We start from the raw sequence: 18072 nt of genomic DNA, 5'->3' as shown, positions 1-18072 counted from the left end.
CGCGGCGTCTGGTGCGTGCGCTCGCAAGGCGGAGGGTCGTCCTCGTAGTGGGTCTACGTGGACGATCCCGACAACGCAGCGAGCGTGCGTGCCAGACGCCGCGAGCCAGGCGGGACTTTGCGGACACGGCCTAGGCGGAGGCCCGCAGGCGGAAAGTCTGACCTGCCAGGAAGTCGAAATTCACCGCGCGAAGATGGTCTCCACATTCGTTCATCGACGAACGACCTCATCCGCGCTCGCCGAACTCCGGCGCTCATCTCAGATGCCGGTGCCGGGGATCCCTCCTTGCTGACGTCGATGGCTACCGGCAGCGGATCGAGGTCATCCGCCAGGCCCGGCCCGCAGAAATCTGCACGGTCATGTACGTGCAGCCCGTCGATTTCCTCGATGGCCGCCCGTACCCGAGCAGCCAGATGGAGGGCACCGTCGAGCAGGGCACGGCCGTGCTGAGCCAGAGGGTGGGCCACGGAGAGCATGGCGGCCTTCACCGACAGGGAGCTGCCGCAGGTGGAGAAGAAGGTGTGGGAGGCGTGCACGGCGTCGGCCATCAGCCTCTCGGCACGCTCCAGGACCTGGTTACGGGTGCGCCGGTCGTCCAGGCTGCCGGAGGCGAGCACGTCCCCGTAGAAGACGGCGTCGCCCAGCACCTCCCGGACACGGGGATCGGCGCCTCGAGCCTGCTTGTGGCCAGGGGGAGTGAACGAGAGCTGTTTCGAGGCCTGGTACTCGGTCAGCGCTTCCAGTACCGGAGCACGACTGTGGTCAGGTGCCATGCGAGACCGGTTCCCGGCGCTATGGCGCACCATGCCTCCTCGGCCCTCGTCCGTGTGTACGAGTACGTCGCGCCGTGTCGGCCCCGTGGCGCTCTCCTGTCCCTGCCCCCGGAGGAGTAACGCCTGACCACGGGCTCGGCCGGACGAGCGCCGGGCCTGCTCGTCGCCACTGTTCATCCTTCGGCGATCCTCCGGTCCGACGAGCGCGAAGCGGCGTACGCGGGACTCGTAGCAGACCTGCGGGTGGCCGCCGCCGCATTGGACTGAAGCAGGCAGCCCGCCACTTCCGTTCAGCGCTCCTTGAGGAACGTGCGGTTCCAGCCGAGTCACTACCAGACGAAATGACGCAGCAGGGAGACGTTTCGTCGCATGCTGCTGGGCATCTCACTGCCGAAGTGGTCGCTCGATCGGGTCAGGGTACGAGTCGGCGCGAGCTGCGTTGCACAGCGTGGGGGCCGAAGCCCGCCCGGGCTGCACGCATCGAGAGACAGCTGCCTGCCCATGTTCAAAACGGGGGAGCTGACATGTCGGACTCATTACGCGGACGGCAGATTGCGCCTGCTTTCGACGGGCACTCGGCAAGAAAGCTCGGCAGGATCGGTTGGGGTGACCTTGTGGTGCCCCTCGGGCGAGCTGCATTCCGACGAGGTGGAGTGGTCATGGCTGGTAAGGACGAAGAGAACCGTGCCGCGAAGCGGGCTGCCGATCCCGGGGATGAGATCCCCGGTAAGCCGACGCCACAGTCGCCGCCGGTGGACGAGCCCACCGAGGTGCGCGGTCCGCTGCCGTCCAAGCCGGACCAGGAGGGGCCGGAGACCGTGGGCCCCACCGGCCAGGCCACTGGTGCGGACCGAGCCGCGATGGCGCAGGCCGGCCCGTTCCTGACCACCGCCCAGGGCCACCGGCTGCACGACACCAACCACTCCCTCAAGGCGGGCCCCCGTGGACCGGTGCTGCTGCAAGACCACCACCTGCGGGAGAAGATCACCCACTTCGACCACGAACGGATCCCCGAGCGGGTGGTCCACGCCCGCGGTGCGGCCGCGCACGGAGTCTTCCGCGCCTACGGCACCGCGGCGAAGATCACCAAAGCGGCGTTCCTTGCCGCGGACGTCGAAACGCCGGTGTTCGTGCGGTTCTCCACGGTGCTGGGATCGAGGGGATCGGCCGACACGGTCCGCGACACCCGCGGCTTCGCCACGAAGTTCTACACGGCCGAGGGCATCTTCGACCTGGTCGGCAACAACATTCCGGTGTTCTTCATCCAGGACGCCATCAAGTTCCCGGACGTCATCCACGCCGGCAAACCCCACCCCGACCGGGAGACCCCGCAGGCGCAGAGTGCGCACGACACCTTCTGGGACTTCGTCACCCTGCACACCGAGGCCACCCACCACACGCTGTGGAACATGTCCGACCGCGGTATCCCGCGCTCGTTCCGGATGATGGAGGGCTTCGGCGTCCACACCTTCCGGCTGGTCAACGCCGAGGGCGGCACCACCTTGGTGAAGTTCCACTGGAAGCCGCGCCTGGGCGTCCACTCCCTGGTCTGGGAGGAAGCCCAGATCACAGGCGGCATGGACCCCGACTTCCACCGCCGCGACCTTGCCGACGCCATTGAAGCAGGCGCTTTCCCTCAGTGGGAGCTCGCCGTCCAGACCTTCCCGGACACCCCCGAGCAGGCCTTCGAAGGCATCGATCTGCTCGATCCGACCAACATCGTTCCCGAGGAGATGGCACCCGTCCAGCCGATCGGACTGCTCACCCTCAACGCGAACCCGACGAACTTCTTCGCGGAAACGGAACAGGTGGCTTTCCACCCCGGCCACCTCGTGCCAGGGATCGACGTGACGGACGACCCGCTGCTGGCCGGTCGCTTGTTCTCCTACCTCGACACCCAGATCACCCGGCTCGCCGGCCCCAACTTCGCCCAGATCCCCATCAACCGCACCCACGCCCCCGTCAACGACATGACACGGGACGGCTTCCACCAGGACGCGGTACACAGCGGCGTGGCGCCCTATCGTCCCAACTCCCTCGACGGCGGCTGCCCCTTCCTCGCCGGAGCGGACACCGGTGCCTACATCGAGGTGCCCGTGGAACTCCCGGCCGCGAAGAAGGTCCGGGAAGCACCCGCGAGCTTCGACGACCACTTCAGCCAGCCCCGCCGCTTCTGGCTCAGCATGACCCCCGTTGAACGCGAGCACATCATCGCCGCCTACTCCTTCGAGCTGGGCAAGTGCTACGAGCAAGCCATCAAGCAGCGGGCTCTGCAGGTCCTCGCCAACATCGACCCCGAACTCTGCGAGGGCGTCGCCGCGGGCCTCGGGCTGCCGGCCCCCGAGGCCGACCGCCCCCTCGCCTCCGTCGACCCCAGCCCGGCGCTGTCCCAGATCGGCCGGACCTGGCCGCTGGACGGCCGCCTCATCGGCATCATCGCGGACGAGAATGGTGACCTCGCCGGCGTGCGCGCGCTCCGTTCGGCCGTGCTCGATGCCGACATGGTCCCCCTTGTGATCGCCCCGGCCGGCGGCAAGCTCGACAGCGATAGCGATCCGATCACCGTCCAGCGCACCTTCGCCACCGCCCGCTCCATCGAGTTCGACGCCCTCATCCTTGCCGGAACCCCAGGGCCCGGAAAGGACGCCTATGGTGCGCGCGACGCCAAGGCCGGCGAGCCCGCCGCGGCGGAGCGGGCCGAGACCGATCCCCGGATCCTGCTGATGCTCTCCGAGGCATACCGCCACGGCAAGGCAATCGGCGGCTGGGCCGGCGCCGAGCGGGTTTTCCACGCCGCGGGAGTGCCGACGGCCGCCCCCGGCGTGGCCCTCGGAAGCGATGGCAGTGCAACCCTGAACCAGATCACCCAGCTTCTCGGCCGGCACCGCGTATGGGAGCGGTTCCCCACGCAGGGCTAGAGGAGACGCTTCGTCGATCGTGGATCAGCGTGCGGTGGCGGGCGCCGCAGGCGGCTCGATTTCCGGCACGGTCGGGTTCCCCAGCGTGCTTGTCCAGCGACGGAGCGATGAACAGCAGCCGGTCGGGTGGCCGCTCACCCGTGTCTCGCAGTCGCCGGGCGGTCGCGAGGGCCATCCCGCCGCCGTACACCGAACGGATGGAGCGGGGCTCAGTCGGCTGCCAAGAAGAGCTGAGGCGTGGCCTCTTTGAGCCGTGTCTTGATCCATTTGGTCTGTGTGAGGTTTTCCCCGTGCAGGGTGGAGACGTCGGCCAGCAGGTCGTGGTCCCCCAGTGCGTGGGCGACCTGACCGAGCATGATCCAGTGGATGCTCACGGTCTGGGCCTGTACGTACAACTGGCGGAGGTCGCGCAGCAGCAGTCCGGAGCCCGGGCGTCGGCCGAGAAGTTCCAAGGAGTTGTGCCGCAGCGTCTCCCGCCCGGTCGAAGGGGCTTCCGGGCGTGCCGGCGGGTGGAGGCTCGTCCGCAGACGCTCGGCCCAGGCGCGGACCCGATCGGCGTGCTGATCGCACTGGCCGGCAAGGGTGTGCCAGCGTAGTACTCCTCGGCGAACAGCCGGCCGCTGGTGTAGAACGCCACGGCCAGCGGTCCGTGCGCGGCCAGTACCTCCTCGGACCGGCCGGCCACCGCGCTCATGGCCGTCTCCCAGTCCACGGGCTGTAGGGCACCGTCGACCCGCATCAGCGGCTGGGTGAGCCGGTCGGGGGAGTGGTTGGCCTGCCAGCCGTACAAGCCCTTCGGCCCCAGTCGGCCGTGGTTGACCCGATCGCCTTCCCGGCCGCGTACACCGACGATCCGGCCCTCCGCGACCGCGATGTCCAGACCGCAGCCGTTCGAGCAGAGCACACATGCCGAGGGAACCCAACGTTCCACCTGCCCCCCGGCACCGTGAGGTATTGATCCTGTCGACGGGGCCACCGGCCCCCAGCGCCGAACGGCGTGCGCTCACCCCACACATCCGCGATCCGGTCACCCATCGCGCGTTCCCATCCGCCTGCCATTGCTTCTCGCCCACCAGTGCCTGAAGCCCGAGTGCCTCCAACGCTTCACCGATGCTCCTCAGAGCCCTGTCTCTGGTCCTACGCTGAATGACGGGTCGTAACACTCCGCGGTCGCCGTCAGCTCACACTCCCACGGCGCCTGAGCCTGAGCTGCCGATTCGGCCGTTGGGATCGTGGAAAAGAGCGGGCGCGCACCGATGAGTACCGCCATGATCATCAGTCGTAGGCCATGGTGGGTGCGCCGCAGCCAAAGGGAGCTGAAGCGTCCACCCACCCGACCGCCGAAAACCGGACACGAGACACCGAGGAACCACAGATGCGTACCCTGATCAGCACGGCCTTCATCTCGCTCGACGGTGTCGTGGAGGCCCCGGGCGGCGAGCCCGGCTACCGGAACTCCGGCTGGACCTTCAAGGACATCGAGTTCCTCCCCGAGGCGTTCGACATCAAGGGCCGCGAGCAGCAGGAAGCCGCGGCGATGCTGATGGGCCGCACCAGCTACCAGGCGTTCAGCCCGGTGTGGCCGGACATGGCGGACTTCGCCGACTACAAGGCGATGCCGAAGTACGTCGTCTCCACCACCCTCACTGAGGATGACTTGGTGACGAACTGGGGCGAGACGACGATCCTGCGCTCACTCGACGAGGTCGCCGCCCTGAAGGAGACCGAGGGCGGCCCGATCATCGTGCACGGCAGCGCCGCCCTGAACCAAAGCCTCTCGGACGCCGGCCTGATCGACCGCTACCACCTGCTCGTCTTCCCGCTCCTGCTGGGCGCGGGCAAGCGCCTGTTCAGCGCCACCGACAAGGACACCCAGAAGCTGAAGCTGGTCGAGCACGAGGCGTACGCCAACGGTCTGCAGAAGAACGTGTTCGACGTCGTCCGCTGACACGACTCCCGCGATCGCGTCGACCACCTCACGATGAGCATGCCACCGGCCACCACGCTTCGGCGTCCGTCCGGCAACAACGGCTCAATGGGCGGGGCCCGCCTCGTCATCAGTGCGATCTCCGGGGCCCGTCGTCGGGTATGCGAGGCCCGGCTCGCCCTGGACATACTGGCGTCGGGGTCCGGACCCCGCACCTGTGAGGGCGAGCCATGGCAGCAATGCACTTGATCACTTTCGGTCACAGCGCCGCGGGAAGCGAAGAGCTACTCGCCCTCCTGCACGGGGCGGATGTCCGGTCCGTGGTCGACGTACGCATCGGACCGGGAAGCCGGCACAACCCGGACGTGTTTCGGGCTCGGCTGGCGCAGTGGATGCCGCAGGCCGGTATCGCCTACCGGTGGGAGCCGGCGCTGGGGGGCCACCGGAAAGTCCCGGCCGAATCCCCGGACGTCATCTGGCGCAACGCCTCGTTCAGAGGCTACGCGGCCCATACCCGCGAGCCCGTATTCGTCACAGCGATGGATAAGTTGCTCGACGATGCGCAAACCGTGCGCACCGCGGTCATGTGCGGTGAGGCTGTGTGGTGGCGGTGTCATCGACGCCTGATCGCGGACTTCGCCGTGGTCGCACGGAACGTCCCGGTTCTGCACCTGATGCACGACGGACGGCTCGTCCCCCACTCGCCAACACCCGGGCTACGCCTGCGCTCTGACGGCCTCCTCGTCTACGACGGCACCGGGTAGGACCTGCACGGGCAGCAGGGCCCTCGGATGGGAGACCCGCACATGCTGAAGGCCCTCGCAGCCATCCTTCGCGCCATCGGCGGCGCCATCGCCACCGTGGCCACCTTCACCGTCCGTGCGGCCGCGCGGCTCTTCGGCAGAGCTTCCGACAGCGCCCTCACGGGCACCATTGATCCGTCGTGTACCGCCGGGGCCACCGGCTCCGGGGAACCGAGTGGCGTCGGCCCTGCGCCCGCATCGCCGGGGGCGATGCGTCGGGGGTCGTGGATCTGCGGCAGCACCGGCGGGTCCGGGACGGCGCACACCTTCGACGTTGAGCCGCTGCGTCTTCGGGAGCATGGAATGCGGCGTCCGAAGCATCCGAAAAGACATGGAGTGTGTGATCTACCAGGAGCAGACGGGTACGTGCGAGGAGATCGATTGCCGGCAGGCGGACGGGGGGTGCCAGGTCATCCTGGACCGTCTGGCTGCGCTGAAGCCGGACGAGTTCGCCTGGATCCGCATGGGCGAACCCCGCTACGAAGAACTGCAACGGTTGGGCGATTACCTGATGCTGCATCCTCTGGCCATCGAGGACGCGGTCCAAGCCCACCAGCGGCCGAAGCAGGAACGCTACGGCGACGTGCTGGCGGTCGCTGTAAAGACCCTGTGGTTCGTCGAGCAGACTGCGGAGGTGGAAACCGGGGAGGTGATGATCTTCCTCGGCTCGTCCTTCGCGCTGACCGTACGCCACGGCGCGAACGATCCCACCGTGGAGGCTGCCCGCCGCCTCGCAGAGCAGCCGGATATGACACGGCTCGGACCGGTCAGCGTCCTGCATGCGGTGACCGATGTGGTCGTGGACGCCTATGCACAGTCCGCTGTCCAGGTGCGGAGGGACCTGACGGACCTGGAGGAGTGCGTGTTCTCACCCGTCCGCGAGGACCTGACCGAGCAGATCTACTCCCTCAAACGTGAGGTAGTGGAGTTCCGCGACGCCATCCAGCCCCTGGTCCCGGTCATGCAACCCTTCACCACGGCGCGAGAGGGGTGGCCACGGCAGGTCCTGCCGTACTTCCGTGACGTCGCTGACCATCTCGCCCGCGCCGACACCGAAGTCCGTGCCCTGGACGACCTGCTCGTCTCCGTCCTCGACGCCCATCTCGCAAAGGTCGGTACCTGGCAGAACGACGATATGCGCCGCATCAGCGCCTGGGCGGCCATCTTCGCCATACCGACCATGGTCGCCGGGATCTACGGTATGAACTTCGACCACATGCCCGAACTGGAGTGGCCCTACGGCTACCCGTGCGCGCTCGCCGTGATGGCCCTCGGAGCAGGACTGCTGTACCGGGCGTTCCGCCGTAATGGCTGGCTGTGACAGCCCACGGCGGCAGGGCGCCTCTCCGCCGCCCTGCCGGTGGAGGGGAGCGGTGCCTGGGTATCGCGTATCGCGCATAGCCCCTCGTCTGCGCCTGCGGGGTGCACCTGAGGGGTGGCAGAGCGAAGTGCCTGCCGAGCCGCGGACCATCCCCCCGCGCCGGCCGACCCGCGTGAGCTCACCATGCCTGGCAGCGGCACTGGTCCCGAGCTGGTGGAACGGCTCCCCCGACTGCTCCGGAACCAGGCCGTGCGGAGGATGGTGCCGGGTCCTAGGCTGCGACCATGACCGAGATCAGCACCCCCACGCCCCGCGACGCCTTCGAGCTGCTGCTGTCCGGTAACCGGCGCTTCGTCGCCGGCACCCCCGAACACCCCAACCAGGACGCCACCCGTCGCGCCGCGATCGCCCCGTCCCAGCAGCCCTTCGCCGTGCTGTTCGGGTGCTCCGACTCCCGGCTGGCCGCCGAGATCATCTTCGACCGCGGTCTGGGAGACCTGTTCGTGGTACGCACTGCGGGTCACGTCATGGGTGCGGAAGTGCTGGGCAGCATCGAGTACGGCGTGGATGTGCTGGACTGCCCGCTGGTCGTGGTCCTCGGCCACGATTCGTGCGGCGCGGTGGGCGCAGCGTGTGCCGCCCTGGAGAACGGCATGCGACCGGCCGGATACGTTCGGGACGTCGTGGAGCGGGTGACCCCCAGCGTGCTGGCAGCACGGGCTGCCGGACGGGTTGAGCCCGAGGAGATTCTGGCCGAGCACATCAGGCACACCGTCGACTTGCTGCTGGACCGCTCCCGGGTACTCGCCGAGAAGGTCGCCGCCGGACAGGTCGCTGTGGTGGGCCTGTGCTACCGCCTGGCCGACGGCCGTGCAGAGCTCGTCGCCTCTCGCGGCCTCGACGAGGCAGCCCCTGCAGCGTCCTGACCGCCCCCCCCGTGGGCTGGTGCGGGGCTGCGAGGTGTGCCGGGGCGGGGGACGGTCGGCACCGACGACTCGCGGCACGAGCTGCGTCCGTTCTGCCGACCGGGAGGCGCTGAGCCGTATCCGCGACGAATCCGCCCGGCCGCCGTCTCCGAGAGTGGTAAAGGCAGAGCGTCGGTGCTGGTCACATGGGGGCCGCGGCTCCACGGCGCGGCGGAGCCAGTTGGCGATCGCTACCACGACGACTCGCTGGCCCACCCGCCTCTCCCTCGGCGGGCCCTGGCTCAGCCCTGTCGGCAGCGTGCTGTGGCAACCGCTTTCGCGACCGTGGACGCAGTCCGAGGGCAGGCGTGGGCCACCTGAGGCCACGCAAGGCCGGCTGCCAGGCCGCCGTTTCTCAGGTGAGGCCACCGTCGGCGCGGATGTTCTGGCCGGTGACCCAGCGGTTGTCCGCGCGGACGAGCAGGGCCACGAGGTCGGCCACATCATCGGGCCGCCCGATCCGGCCGAGCGCGGTCATGGCAGCGGCACCGTCCAGCGCGTCCGGGTGGGCGCCCGCCCGGAGGAGGTCCGTGTCGGTCGGCCCGAGCGAGAGGGTGTTGGCCGTGATGCCCCGGTGTCCGAGTTCGCGGGATGCGACACGGGTGAGCTGTTCGACGACGGCTTTGCTGGCTGCGTAGAGGGCCTCGCCCGGGCTGGGCCAATGCGTGCCGACCGTGGAGAGGGTGATGACCCGCCCGCCGTCGCGCATGCGGGTCGCGGCGTGCTGAAGGGCCAAGAACGTACCTCTCCCGTTCACGGCCATCACGCGCTCCCACTCGTCGAGCGTGGTTTCTGCGATGGGTGCGCTGGTGAACACCCCGGCATTGACCACCAGGATGTCCAGGCCGCCCGCCCCGGCCGCACGGAATGCCCTGCCGGCCGCGGCGAACACCTCGGCGACCTGATCCGGTGCGGCCAGATCGAGCTGGAGGGCGTAGGCCCTGCCGTTCAGCTCAGCGATCTCGGCGATCAATGTGTCGGCCGCCTCGGACTGTGTGTGGTAGGTGAAGACCACTGTGGCGCCGTCTGCGGCCAACCGGCGGGCGATCGCGCGGCCGATGCCGCGCGATCCACCGGTGACCAGGGCACCGCACCCGGCCAGCGGTCGAGTGGACGTATCAGGTGAGCCCGTCAAGGAAGTCATGGCCGCACGATGACATCGATTGCGGTCCCGATCGCTCCGCAATCGCCGTAAGAGGGATATTCACCGTCGCCGTTCCCGCATGGCTACTGACACCTCGAGCCGACGAGCCCGGCTTGCCGTCCGTGCCGCTCTCATGAGAATCGCGCGACAAGCTCCGCCGCTCGAAGCCCGCCGACGACTCGACTGAACCGGCGCACCGACTCGAACGTGTCAACGAACCTGCGAGCGGCACCAATTGGGACCTGTTCGACAACCGATAGCGTCGTGGGGCACGCCGCCTCCGGTGTGCCCCCGGACCGGACAAGGAGGACCTGCTATGCGTGTTTCCGTGATCGGCTGCGGTCACCTCGGCATCCCGCACGCCGCGGCGATGGCCGAGCTGGGCCACGAGGTCATCGGCGTGGACGTCGACCAGGACAAGGTCGATCGGCTCAACGCCGGCCAGTGCCCCATCTACGAGACCGGCCTGCCGGAACTGCTCGCGCGCCATACCCGTAGCGGGCTCCTGCGCTTCACCACCGACATCCGTGAAGCCGCCCGCTTCGCCGAGCTGCACTTCATCGGCGTCGGTACGCCGATCGACGCCGACGGCCGCTCCTACGACACCGCACAGGTCTTCGGCGCGATTCGTCAGCTCGCCCCCCACCTCACCCAGGCGTGCACCATCGTCGGCAAGAGCACGGTCACCGTCGGGACCACCAACCAGGTCGCCGCCCTCGCGCAGCGCCTCGCCCCGGCCGGAGAGAGCGTGGAGGTCGTGTGGAACCCCGAGTTCCTGCGCGAGGGCCACGCCGTGGACGACACCCTGCGCCCCGATCGCCTCATCGCCGGCGTCACCACCGCGGAGGGCGAGAAGGCGATCCGCGCCGTGTACGCCAGGATTATCGACGCCGGTGTGCCGATCTTCGTCACCGACCCGCAGACCGCCGAGTTGGCCAAGGGCGCCGCGAACACGTACCTCGGCATGAAGATCAGCTACATCAACGCCGTCGCCGACATGTGCGAGGCCGCAGGCGGCGATGTCGCCCAGATCGTGGACATTCTCGGCATCGACCCTCGCATCGGCAGCGGCGGGATGCAGCCGGGCATCGGCTACGGCGGCGGGTGCCTGCCCAAGGACGTGCGTGCCTTCACCGCCTCTGCGAGGGCTCTCGGCGCCGACAACGCAGCCGCCCTCCTGTGCGCCGCGGAGGTGATCAACGAACAGCGCACCGATGTCGCCCTCGGCCTCATCACCCGCGCCCTGGGCGAGCGCCCCATCAAAGGCACCCGGACCACTGTGTGGGGCGCCGCGTTCAAGCCCGGCACCAACGACGTACGCGAGTCCCCGGCCCTTGCCCTCTGCCAGGCCCTTCAGCAGGCCGGCGCCATCGTCACCGTGCACGACCCGCAGGCCGTGCCCACGGCGATGGTCCGCAACCCGGAACTGGACTACACCGACGACCTGGCCGCGTCCCTCGACGGCGCCGAGCTCGTCGTGCTGGCCACCGAATGGCCGGAGTACCAGCAGGCCGACGCCCAGGCTCTGGCGGGCCGCCCGGCCAACCCCCTGCTCGTCGACTGCCGCACCACCCTCGACCCCGAGACCTGGCGCTCGGCCGGCTGGACCATCCACCAGCTCGGGCGCCCCGGGAAGTAGAACCGGCACACCTTGACCAGCGACGGCCTTCTCCTCCGCCGTGCCCCAGTGCCGGGCGTTACTGGCCTACGAGCTCGCCGGGCGATACGAGGAGACAACCGCCGCAGTTTGTCGCCGGGCGGCCCGCCCCCTGCCAGAGGGAGGGCCGCCCGGCCAGGGCGATGTCGGCCGTGGTGAGCAGCTCACCAGGAGCGTTGATCGGGCGCTGGTCAGCCGCTGCCCGTGCTGATGCGCCGGCCCGATCCGGCGCGTAGCGGTACTGCTGGTAGCGCGCCTCGGCCGGCATCGGATCCTTCTGGGCGGCTGTGGTCAGGCAGCCTGTGTGAGTTCGGCGCGGCCGAACAGGAGCCCGTATCCGGCGGGGAGCTGGGCGAGGATGCGGGTGAGGAGGTCGTGGCCGGCGAGTTGGCCGACGGTGGTGAGCACGGTGCCGGTGTCCCAGCGTGTGGTGGCGCGGCTGCCGCCGGTGCGCGCTGCGAGGTCCCTGACGAACTCCCGGCCGGTGAGTTGGTGGGTGTCGGGGATCTGCGAGGCGAACACCATGGCGGCCTCGACGGGCAGGCGGGCCGCGAGATCGACGCGCTCCTCGCCGGTGAGCTGCCGGCCCAGTGCGGCCAGGACGGCGTGCACGACTTCTCCGGCTCGCTCGCGGGTGGGGTAGGCGCCTTCGTACCGGACGCGCTCCAGCATCTGGTCATACGTCATGCCCGGTGCTGGGAGAACCGGTCCAGGCTGCAGGGACATGGGGAAAATGTCGCCTTTCTCGTCAAAGGGTTGTGGTGGAACGTACGTAATGCGGTCTGGTCATGCTGACTGGGGACGGCCGAAGAGGAGGTCGTATCCGGGTGGGAGCTGGAGCAGCACGCGCTGCATGAGCTCTTCGCCCGACGCGTCCGCCACGACACTGAGGACGGCCCCGACGTCCCACGTCGCGGTCTCCGCGGTGGCGCCCTCGATCCAGGCCGCGGTGGCCTGGACGAACCGTTCGGCGGAGAGCGGTTCAGCGGCCTGCAGCGGGTTGAGCAGGATGAGGGCGTAGGCCTCCGGTAGCCGGGCGGCCAGCTCGGCACGCTCGTGTCCCACCAGGTGCGCACCGAGCAGTGCCAGGACGACGCGGGCCGCCCGGTCCGCTTCCTGTGACGTCTCGTACTCGCCGCGTTCCTGGACAGCTGCCAGGAACGCCTCCCACCGCAGGGTCATCGTCGAGGCCTCCAACAATGTGCGCGGAGGGCGGGGCCGGGAGGAGGAAGAGGCCTGCCCCGCCCGTGTGATCCGCTCAGCCGCTGATCTGCTTGTGCGCGGTCTCCCCGCCGATGCGGATCTTGCGGGGCTTGGCGCGCTCGGCGATCGGGATGCGCAGGGTCAGGACACCTGCGTCGTAATCGGCCTTGATGTGCTCGGTGTCGAGGGTGTCGGCCAGCATGAGCTGGCGGGAGAAGACGCCCAGCGGACGCTCGGAGAGCTCCATCTGCACGGTGTCGGCCTTGGTGACCGGGCGGCGCTCAGCCTTGACGGTCAGCATGTTCCGCTCGACGTCGATGTCGATGGCGTCCGTGGACACCCCGGGCAGGTCGAGGGCGATCACGTACTCCTCGCCCTCGCGGTAGGCGTCCATCGGCATCGGGGACGGCCGTGACCAAGTGCCGGACGTGCCCATCAGCTGCTGGGTGAGCCGATCGAGTTCGCGGAACGGGTCAGTGCGCATCAACATCGCGAAACACCTCCAGAAACTTCGGGCAGAAACTGCCAATGCGCTTCACCTGACACCGTTGTAGCATGTCATCCAATCGACGACAAGCCGGAGTGTCGTCCATCAGGTGACAAGATCGGAGGATCACGGTGCCCAGGCCCGATCAGCCCACGCCGCCCCCAAGCCAGCACTCCGCCCCCGTGCCCTTCCTCGCCGCCGCAGCGGCGCTGAACACCATCAACGAAGCCATGTACGCCGCCCACACCGCGCAGGCCGACGAACCGCACACCCCCGCCGCAGCGCCCCAGCAGGCCCTGGCTTCACTGATGCTGCTTCGGGAGGTCCGCGAACAGCTCGCCTTCTGGGAGACGGGTCTGATCGAAGCGGCCCGGGAAGCGGGCGCCAGTTGGGCGGACCTGGCCCCACCGCTCGGCGTCGCCAGCCGCCAGGCCGCCGAGCGCCGTTACCTCCGCCTGCGGCCCGACCCCGCCAACACGACCGGCGAAGCGCGCGTCAAAGCCACCCGCGACCGCCGCGCCGCAAACCGCACCGTCGCCGCCTGGGCCCGCGACAACGCCGCCGACCTGCGTCAACTCGCAGGGCAGGTCACCGCCCTCGCCCACCTGCCCGCCCGCGCCCACGCGCCCGTGGAGCACCTCAGCCAGGCCCTCGCCGACAACGACGCCGCCAATCTCCTCGCCCCACTGGCGGCCGCCGCGCCGCACCTCCAGGCCCACCACCCCGACCTCGCCACCCGTATCGAGACCCTCACCCGGCACGCCGATCAACTACGCCACCAAAGTGACCATCAGCGCCGCACCACCTGAGCCGCCGAGCCTCTGCTCTCACCGTGGTGCATCCGCCGAGTCCCACCGGCGGGCGTTTGGGGTCACCCATCGCTGAGGCAGGCCTCGAGGTCGCCTACCTTCTCGTGGATCTGCGTCCTCATCGGCCCTGCGCTGCCACCCACCCTGATCCGGGAGGCGGACACAGGGCCCACCGCTGGTGTGGAACGCCATGGCAGCGGTCCGTGTGCGGCGAGTAGCTCTGCGTGACGACTGCGCGGTGACTCTTCGATCACGGGGCATGGAAGGCACTCGCTGTGAGCTGGAAGGCTGTGGAGTGGCAGTATGCAACTCCATGAAGATCGCAGCAGGTCAGTTCACCTGTGTCCCGGCTGACGTGGCCGCCAACGTCCGGCAGATGAGCGTTCTCGCGGGCCAGGCCCGCGCTCAGGGTGCAGAGCTCATGGTGTTTCCCGAGCTGGCCTTGACCGGGTACGAGCTTGAGGCCGTACTCGCTGATCCTGGTCTCTGGGCGACGGCGGAAGATCCGCGCCTGGACGTGATCCGGAAGAGCGGCATTGCCACCGTCGTCAATTGCGTAGCACCCACCGACGGGCCACGGCCTGCGATTGAGACGCTGGTCTTCGGGACCGACGGCGAGCTGCTCACCAGCTACCGGAAGCAGCACCTGTTCGAGCATGAGCAGGCGGTCTTCGCCGCCGGGCAGCACGATGGGCGATTCGAGTTCGGAGGTGTGCGCTTCGCGCTCGCCACGTGCTACGACAACCACTTTCCCGACCTGACCGTGCGGGGGTCCACTGACGGGTGCCAGGTGCACCTGGCCAGCTCGCTGTACGGCACTGGAGCTGGAGTTGATGAACTCGCGGCGATCTATCCGGGCATCGCCAAAGACTTGAACATGTACGTCGTGCTGGCCAATCATGTCGGACCGGCGGGTCAGTGGACCGGCTGCGGCCGTTCTTCCCTCTGGGCTCCGGGCGGCGGCCTTATAGCGGAGGCCGGCACGGAGACGGCCATGGTCGTCACGACCGACGTCGGGTGAGCCTCGTTCAGCTCACGCCCGGAACAAGATGAGGACCGCGCCGGCGGTGACGGTACCCGGGTAGACCTATCCACGCTTGTCATGGCGGGCAGCGACGGCCCGAGACCGTTTCAGCTTGTTGATCGCCCGCTCCACGGTGTGGGGCGCGGGGCCGTACTCGTACAACAGGGAGCGAAGTTGCCGGCGGGCGGTCTGGTGTCGGTTCAGATGGAGTCCTGTCGGGCGTGGGCTGCCGGTTTCCCTAAGGAAGCGGTGTTCCGCCGGTGGCATTGAGGATCTCCGCTGTGATGTAGCTGGCCTGCGGTGAGGCGAGGAAGACGTAGGCGGGAGCCATTTCCGCTGGTTGGGCCGGCCGCCCCAGGGGTGATTGCTTGCCGAAGGTGGTGGTGTCCGGGAGCGTCGCCGGGATCAGGGGAGTCCACACCGGCCCGGGGGCGACCGCGTTGACGCGGATGCCGTCGGAGGCCAGCATCTGCGCGAGCCCCTGGGTGAAGGTGACGATGGCGCCCTTGGTCATGGCGTAGTCGAGCAGGTGCGGGCTGGGCTTGTACGCCTGCACCGACGCGGAATTGATGATCGATCCGCCGTGCGGAATGTGCCGCACAGCCAACTTCGAAAGCCAGAACATGCCGTAGAGATTGGTGCGGACCACGCGGTCGAACTGTTCGGTGGTGATGGCGCTGATGCCGTCGGGCTGCGACATCTGGTAGGCGGCGTTGTTGACGAGGATGTCGATCCTGCCGAACTCCGTCACCGCGCGTTCGATGAGGCGTTCGCACTGCTCTTCCTCGCGGATGTCGCAGGGAACCGCCACGGGGGCACGTCCGGCTTCCTCGATGTGGCGGGCGGTCTCAGCGGCTTCCTTGCCTTCTTCCGGGAGGTAGGTGAACAAGACGTCCGCGCCCTCGCGTGCGAAGGCCAGGCAGACAGCTCGCCCGATGCCGGAGTCCCCGCCGGTCACCACGGCCTTGCGCCCTTCCAGGAGGCCGCTGCCCCGATAGGAGTCCTCCCCGTGGTCAGGCGGTGGGTCCATGGGCCCCGTCCAGCCGGGGTGCGCCTGGTCTTGCTGCTCGAACTCCGGCTGAGGGTGCTTGGTGACCGGGTTCTGCTCGGCTTTGTTGTCGCCTGCCACTTCAGGTCTCCTTCATTGCGTGAGGAATGTGAGATGGCCCCGGCCCGGAGGCGGGTGGGCGGGGCTCTGTCGGAGCACTTCGGCCCCTGTGGCCTCCTCCACGACACCCATCGGCCCATGGCCGAGAATGTCACCGGGATCGAGGTAGGGGCCGACACCTCATGGAGATGCAGGTCGGACCCGCAGATTCCGGTCGAGGTGATGCGGACGATGATGTCGGTCGGGTCCACGATCTTGGGGTCGGGGACCGTGTCGGTGCGAACGTCGCGCTTGCCGTGCCATGTCAAAGCCTCATGACGCCTCCTTCGAGTCGTGATGACTCGCCAGACCGTTTTTGCCTAGTTTGCCCCTAATCGACGGCGGTGGGCGCGGGAGTACACCGACGGCAATGGAGGGGTCGGTCGCCCTCTCGCGCTGGGGCGCCGCCGGCCGTGTCTTTGTGTGCTCAGGGAGCAAGGAGGGGGTCGTCATGCACCTGAGCTCCCGGGAGCTGTTGGTGTGCGGCGATCAGAGCTGCGTCCACGTCGGAGGTGCCAGTGGAGAGGCACAGGGCGCAGGCGACCTCGGTCATGCGTCCGCGCGGCTCTGCGTTGCCGCATTCTGCGAGTACAGCCTGCAGGGCCTCGTATTCGTCTACGAGCTTGCGCAGCACTGCGGGGTGGGCCATCAGCATGCCGGGCTCCTCAGCTTTGGACTCCACCGTTCTCAGTGGCACTCCCGCCGGTACCCGGTGCACGGACACTCATGTGCCGTGGTCACGCGGAAGTGAGGTGGCGGCCGCTCCCTGAGCCCTGCTGGGGGTCGATCATGTGCCGCTTGGGCCGTCCCGGTGGGTGCCCGCAGTGACGCAGCGGCACGAGAACGGTTGCCGCGGCACTCAGCGGCTGCCGTAAGGGATCCTGGGCCCCGGCCGCCCGCCACGCGTAGAACCGGCGCCCGCGTCGTGTCGCTGCGGAGGGGGCCTGGGCCTCCCCTCTCGTGTGCCGCGCTGGAGGCACCGCTGCCCCGAGGGTGATGGCTAGCCGTCTGCTGCGAGGTGTGGAGGGGGAGGGGCGGTGCTGGTGGTGAAGAGCCACAGTGTGCCGCTCAGTTCAAGCACACGGCGCACCGCGGGGCTGGCCGCCCGCAGGGATACGGTCTTGCCGTGCCGCAGTGCCAGCTGACGTACGGCGAGGAGGACCTTCACGCTGGAGCACGCCCAGAAGGAGACCTTGCTGAGGTCGATCCCGATTCCGTGATCAGAGGCCCCCAAAATGTGGGTGAGAGCCCTTTCGAGTGCCTCCTCGCAGCCATAGTCGATCTCACCCCGCAGCACCACCACGGTCTCCTCTGCGTCGGAGACGCTGGAAACACTCATCAGGCATGGCGGACCCACCGCCCCACCGACTGGGTTCTCGTGTGGCGTGGATAGCTGCTGCGCCCCCGGGGCGCGCTCTGTCACAACCGTCACTACGCGAGCGTCCACCCCGCTTGCCCTCCTCGGAGACCTGCCGATGCCGGAACACACGTAACGTGTTGCACGAAATATATGTCATGTATTTGGCGTCAGCCAAGGGGCCCTCATAGGATTGCCGCATGGGAGTGCCTGCCCCTCACAACGGATGGACGTTCATCACCAATCACGCCCGCGTGCTGGCAGCCATCGCCGACGACCCCAACGCCCGCATCCGCGACATCGCCGCCCACTGCCGGCTCACCGAGCGCGCCGTCCAGCGGATCATCGCCGATCTTGAGCAGGGTGGTTACTTGTCGCACACACGCGAAGGGCGCGCGAACACTTACCGCATCGAGCCCGGAAAGGTGTTGCGGCACCCGGCTGAAGCCGGCCTCCCCGTCGCCTCTCTCCTCTCCCTGCTCGTCCAGGACGAAGCCCTCCGCAGCGAGCAGCCGACCCCGCGCGCCGACGCGTAGC

At 68.7% G+C, this 18072-nt stretch carries 17 protein-coding genes and 5 pseudogenes; 11 read left to right on the top strand and 11 right to left on the bottom strand.

Going from position 1 to position 18072, the window contains the following annotated elements; translation table 11 throughout:
* Positions 1 to 287: 287 nt before the first annotated feature.
* Positions 288 to 773 (bottom strand): annotated as a pseudogene (locus tag ABZ851_RS32115) (ornithine decarboxylase); the annotation flags it as partial.
* 141 nt (positions 774 to 914) lie between these two features.
* Between ABZ851_RS32115 and ABZ851_RS32110 the strand changes: the two are divergent.
* Together ABZ851_RS32110 and ABZ851_RS32105 are read left to right on the top strand one after the other, a co-directional pair.
* Positions 915 to 1040 (top strand): annotated as a pseudogene (locus tag ABZ851_RS32110) (uracil-DNA glycosylase); the annotation flags it as partial.
* 392 nt (positions 1041 to 1432) lie between these two features.
* Positions 1433 to 3691, top strand: a complete 2259-nt coding sequence (locus ABZ851_RS32105) for a catalase (protein ID WP_361135084.1) — start codon at positions 1433 to 1435, stop codon at positions 3689 to 3691.
* Between the two features lie 209 nt (positions 3692 to 3900).
* On the opposite strand, the gene ABZ851_RS32100 is transcribed toward ABZ851_RS32105, so the two are convergent.
* Positions 3901 to 4065: a hypothetical protein gene (locus ABZ851_RS32100; RefSeq protein WP_361135081.1), complete on the bottom strand. Its 165-nt coding sequence runs from the start codon at positions 4063 to 4065 to the stop codon at positions 3901 to 3903.
* 218 nt (positions 4066 to 4283) lie between these two features.
* A pseudogene (locus ABZ851_RS32095) lies at positions 4284 to 4726 on the bottom strand (molybdopterin-dependent oxidoreductase); the annotation flags it as partial.
* A gap of 340 nt (positions 4727 to 5066) precedes the next feature.
* Here ABZ851_RS32095 and ABZ851_RS32090 point away from each other — a divergent pair.
* The 5 genes and pseudogenes from ABZ851_RS32090 (at position 5067) to ABZ851_RS32070 (ending at position 8668) form a co-directional block, all read left to right on the top strand.
* Positions 5067 to 5639 (top strand): dihydrofolate reductase family protein, encoded by a 573-nt coding sequence (locus tag ABZ851_RS32090; RefSeq protein WP_361135078.1) that lies wholly within the window; start codon positions 5067 to 5069, stop codon positions 5637 to 5639.
* A gap of 209 nt (positions 5640 to 5848) precedes the next feature.
* Positions 5849 to 6382, top strand: a complete 534-nt coding sequence (locus ABZ851_RS32085) for a DUF488 domain-containing protein (protein WP_361135075.1) — start codon at positions 5849 to 5851, stop codon at positions 6380 to 6382.
* Positions 6383 to 6424: 42 nt separating this feature from the next.
* Positions 6425 to 6555: pseudogene (locus ABZ851_RS32080) on the top strand (LPFR motif small protein).
* A gap of 197 nt (positions 6556 to 6752) precedes the next feature.
* Positions 6753 to 7742 carry a magnesium and cobalt transport protein CorA gene (locus ABZ851_RS32075; protein ID WP_361135072.1) on the top strand — a complete coding sequence of 330 codons (990 nt, stop codon included), beginning with the start codon at positions 6753 to 6755 and terminating at the stop codon, positions 7740 to 7742.
* Positions 7743 to 8026: 284 nt separating this feature from the next.
* Positions 8027 to 8668 (top strand): carbonic anhydrase, encoded by a 642-nt coding sequence (locus ABZ851_RS32070; RefSeq protein ID WP_361135069.1) that lies wholly within the window; start codon positions 8027 to 8029, stop codon positions 8666 to 8668.
* A 394-nt stretch (positions 8669 to 9062) separates the two neighbouring features.
* On the opposite strand, the gene ABZ851_RS32065 is transcribed toward ABZ851_RS32070, so the two are convergent.
* Positions 9063 to 9851, bottom strand: a complete 789-nt coding sequence (locus ABZ851_RS32065; RefSeq protein WP_361135066.1) for an SDR family oxidoreductase — start codon at positions 9849 to 9851, stop codon at positions 9063 to 9065.
* A gap of 316 nt (positions 9852 to 10167) precedes the next feature.
* Between ABZ851_RS32065 and ABZ851_RS32060 the strand changes: the two genes are divergently transcribed.
* Positions 10168 to 11490, top strand: coding sequence for a UDP-glucose/GDP-mannose dehydrogenase family protein (locus ABZ851_RS32060; RefSeq protein WP_361135063.1), 1323 nt, complete (start codon positions 10168 to 10170; stop codon positions 11488 to 11490).
* Positions 11491 to 11799: 309 nt separating this feature from the next.
* On the opposite strand, the gene ABZ851_RS32055 is transcribed toward ABZ851_RS32060, so the two are convergent.
* The 3 genes from ABZ851_RS32055 to ABZ851_RS32045 all read right to left on the bottom strand — a co-directional run bounded on the left by ABZ851_RS32055 (position 11800) and on the right by ABZ851_RS32045 (position 13201).
* Positions 11800 to 12234 carry a DUF2267 domain-containing protein gene (locus ABZ851_RS32055; protein WP_361135060.1) on the bottom strand — a complete coding sequence of 145 codons (435 nt, stop codon included), beginning with the start codon at positions 12232 to 12234 and terminating at the stop codon, positions 11800 to 11802.
* 60 nt (positions 12235 to 12294) lie between these two features.
* A complete protein-coding gene (locus ABZ851_RS32050; protein ID WP_361135057.1) occupies positions 12295 to 12690 on the bottom strand; it encodes a DUF2267 domain-containing protein in 396 nt (131 codons plus the stop codon).
* Between the two features lie 76 nt (positions 12691 to 12766).
* A complete protein-coding gene (locus tag ABZ851_RS32045) occupies positions 12767 to 13201 on the bottom strand; it encodes an Hsp20/alpha crystallin family protein (RefSeq protein ID WP_361135054.1) in 435 nt (144 codons plus the stop codon).
* Positions 13202 to 13329: 128 nt separating this feature from the next.
* Here ABZ851_RS32045 and ABZ851_RS32040 point away from each other — a divergent pair, with 128 nt between their 5' ends.
* Together ABZ851_RS32040 and ABZ851_RS32035 are read left to right on the top strand one after the other, a co-directional pair.
* Positions 13330 to 14007, top strand: a complete 678-nt coding sequence (locus tag ABZ851_RS32040; RefSeq protein WP_361135051.1) for a type III effector protein — start codon at positions 13330 to 13332, stop codon at positions 14005 to 14007.
* 313 nt (positions 14008 to 14320) lie between these two features.
* The gene (locus tag ABZ851_RS32035) at positions 14321 to 15028 is read left to right on the top strand and encodes a carbon-nitrogen hydrolase family protein (RefSeq protein WP_361135048.1); all 708 of its coding nucleotides are present in this window, start codon (positions 14321 to 14323) and stop codon (positions 15026 to 15028) included.
* 241 nt (positions 15029 to 15269) lie between these two features.
* Here the strand turns inward: ABZ851_RS32035 and ABZ851_RS32030 are convergent, their stop codons facing one another.
* From ABZ851_RS32030 to ABZ851_RS32015, 4 genes and pseudogenes are all read right to left on the bottom strand, one after another.
* The gene (locus ABZ851_RS32030) at positions 15270 to 16160 is read right to left on the bottom strand and encodes an SDR family oxidoreductase (RefSeq protein ID WP_361135045.1); all 891 of its coding nucleotides are present in this window, start codon (positions 16158 to 16160) and stop codon (positions 15270 to 15272) included.
* Between the two features lie 75 nt (positions 16161 to 16235).
* A pseudogene (locus ABZ851_RS32025) lies at positions 16236 to 16477 on the bottom strand (alcohol dehydrogenase catalytic domain-containing protein); the annotation flags it as partial.
* Positions 16478 to 16605: 128 nt separating this feature from the next.
* Positions 16606 to 16833 (bottom strand): DUF5133 domain-containing protein, encoded by a 228-nt coding sequence (locus tag ABZ851_RS32020; protein WP_361135108.1) that lies wholly within the window; start codon positions 16831 to 16833, stop codon positions 16606 to 16608.
* Positions 16834 to 17178: 345 nt separating this feature from the next.
* Positions 17179 to 17517, bottom strand: coding sequence for an STAS domain-containing protein (locus tag ABZ851_RS32015; RefSeq protein WP_361135042.1), 339 nt, complete (start codon positions 17515 to 17517; stop codon positions 17179 to 17181).
* A gap of 218 nt (positions 17518 to 17735) precedes the next feature.
* Between ABZ851_RS32015 and ABZ851_RS32010 the strand changes: the two genes are divergently transcribed.
* Positions 17736 to 18071 (top strand): helix-turn-helix domain-containing protein, encoded by a 336-nt coding sequence (locus ABZ851_RS32010; protein ID WP_361135039.1) that lies wholly within the window; start codon positions 17736 to 17738, stop codon positions 18069 to 18071.
* The last annotated feature ends 1 nt before the right edge of the window (position 18072 follow it).

This window comes from Streptomyces sp. NPDC047049 (assembly GCF_040643995.1).
GTDB classification, from domain to species: Bacteria; Actinomycetota; Actinomycetes; order Streptomycetales; family Streptomycetaceae; genus Streptomyces; species Streptomyces mooreae.
Note: the sequence above shows the minus strand (reverse complement) of the source record. Positions and strands in the feature narration are given on the sequence as shown.

Coding starts and splice junctions, on each gene's coding strand:
- ABZ851_RS32015 (WP_361135042.1), bottom strand. CDS start 17,517: ATGAGTGTTTCCAGCGTCTCCGACGCAGAGGAGACCGTGGTGGTGCTG.
- ABZ851_RS32050 (WP_361135057.1), bottom strand. CDS start 12,690: ATGACCCTGCGGTGGGAGGCGTTCCTGGCAGCTGTCCAGGAACGCGGC.
- ABZ851_RS32010 (WP_361135039.1), top strand. CDS start 17,736: ATGGGAGTGCCTGCCCCTCACAACGGATGGACGTTCATCACCAATCAC.
- ABZ851_RS32055 (WP_361135060.1), bottom strand. CDS start 12,234: ATGTCCCTGCAGCCTGGACCGGTTCTCCCAGCACCGGGCATGACGTAT.
- ABZ851_RS32020 (WP_361135108.1), bottom strand. CDS start 16,833: ATGCTGATGGCCCACCCCGCAGTGCTGCGCAAGCTCGTAGACGAATAC.
- ABZ851_RS32070 (WP_361135069.1), top strand. CDS start 8,027: ATGACCGAGATCAGCACCCCCACGCCCCGCGACGCCTTCGAGCTGCTG.
- ABZ851_RS32085 (WP_361135075.1), top strand. CDS start 5,849: ATGGCAGCAATGCACTTGATCACTTTCGGTCACAGCGCCGCGGGAAGC.
- ABZ851_RS32090 (WP_361135078.1), top strand. CDS start 5,067: ATGCGTACCCTGATCAGCACGGCCTTCATCTCGCTCGACGGTGTCGTG.
- ABZ851_RS32075 (WP_361135072.1), top strand. CDS start 6,753: ATGGAGTGTGTGATCTACCAGGAGCAGACGGGTACGTGCGAGGAGATC.
- ABZ851_RS32035 (WP_361135048.1), top strand. CDS start 14,321: ATGAAGATCGCAGCAGGTCAGTTCACCTGTGTCCCGGCTGACGTGGCC.
- ABZ851_RS32065 (WP_361135066.1), bottom strand. CDS start 9,851: ATGACTTCCTTGACGGGCTCACCTGATACGTCCACTCGACCGCTGGCC.
- ABZ851_RS32105 (WP_361135084.1), top strand. CDS start 1,433: ATGGCTGGTAAGGACGAAGAGAACCGTGCCGCGAAGCGGGCTGCCGAT.
- ABZ851_RS32060 (WP_361135063.1), top strand. CDS start 10,168: ATGCGTGTTTCCGTGATCGGCTGCGGTCACCTCGGCATCCCGCACGCC.
- ABZ851_RS32045 (WP_361135054.1), bottom strand. CDS start 13,201: ATGTTGATGCGCACTGACCCGTTCCGCGAACTCGATCGGCTCACCCAG.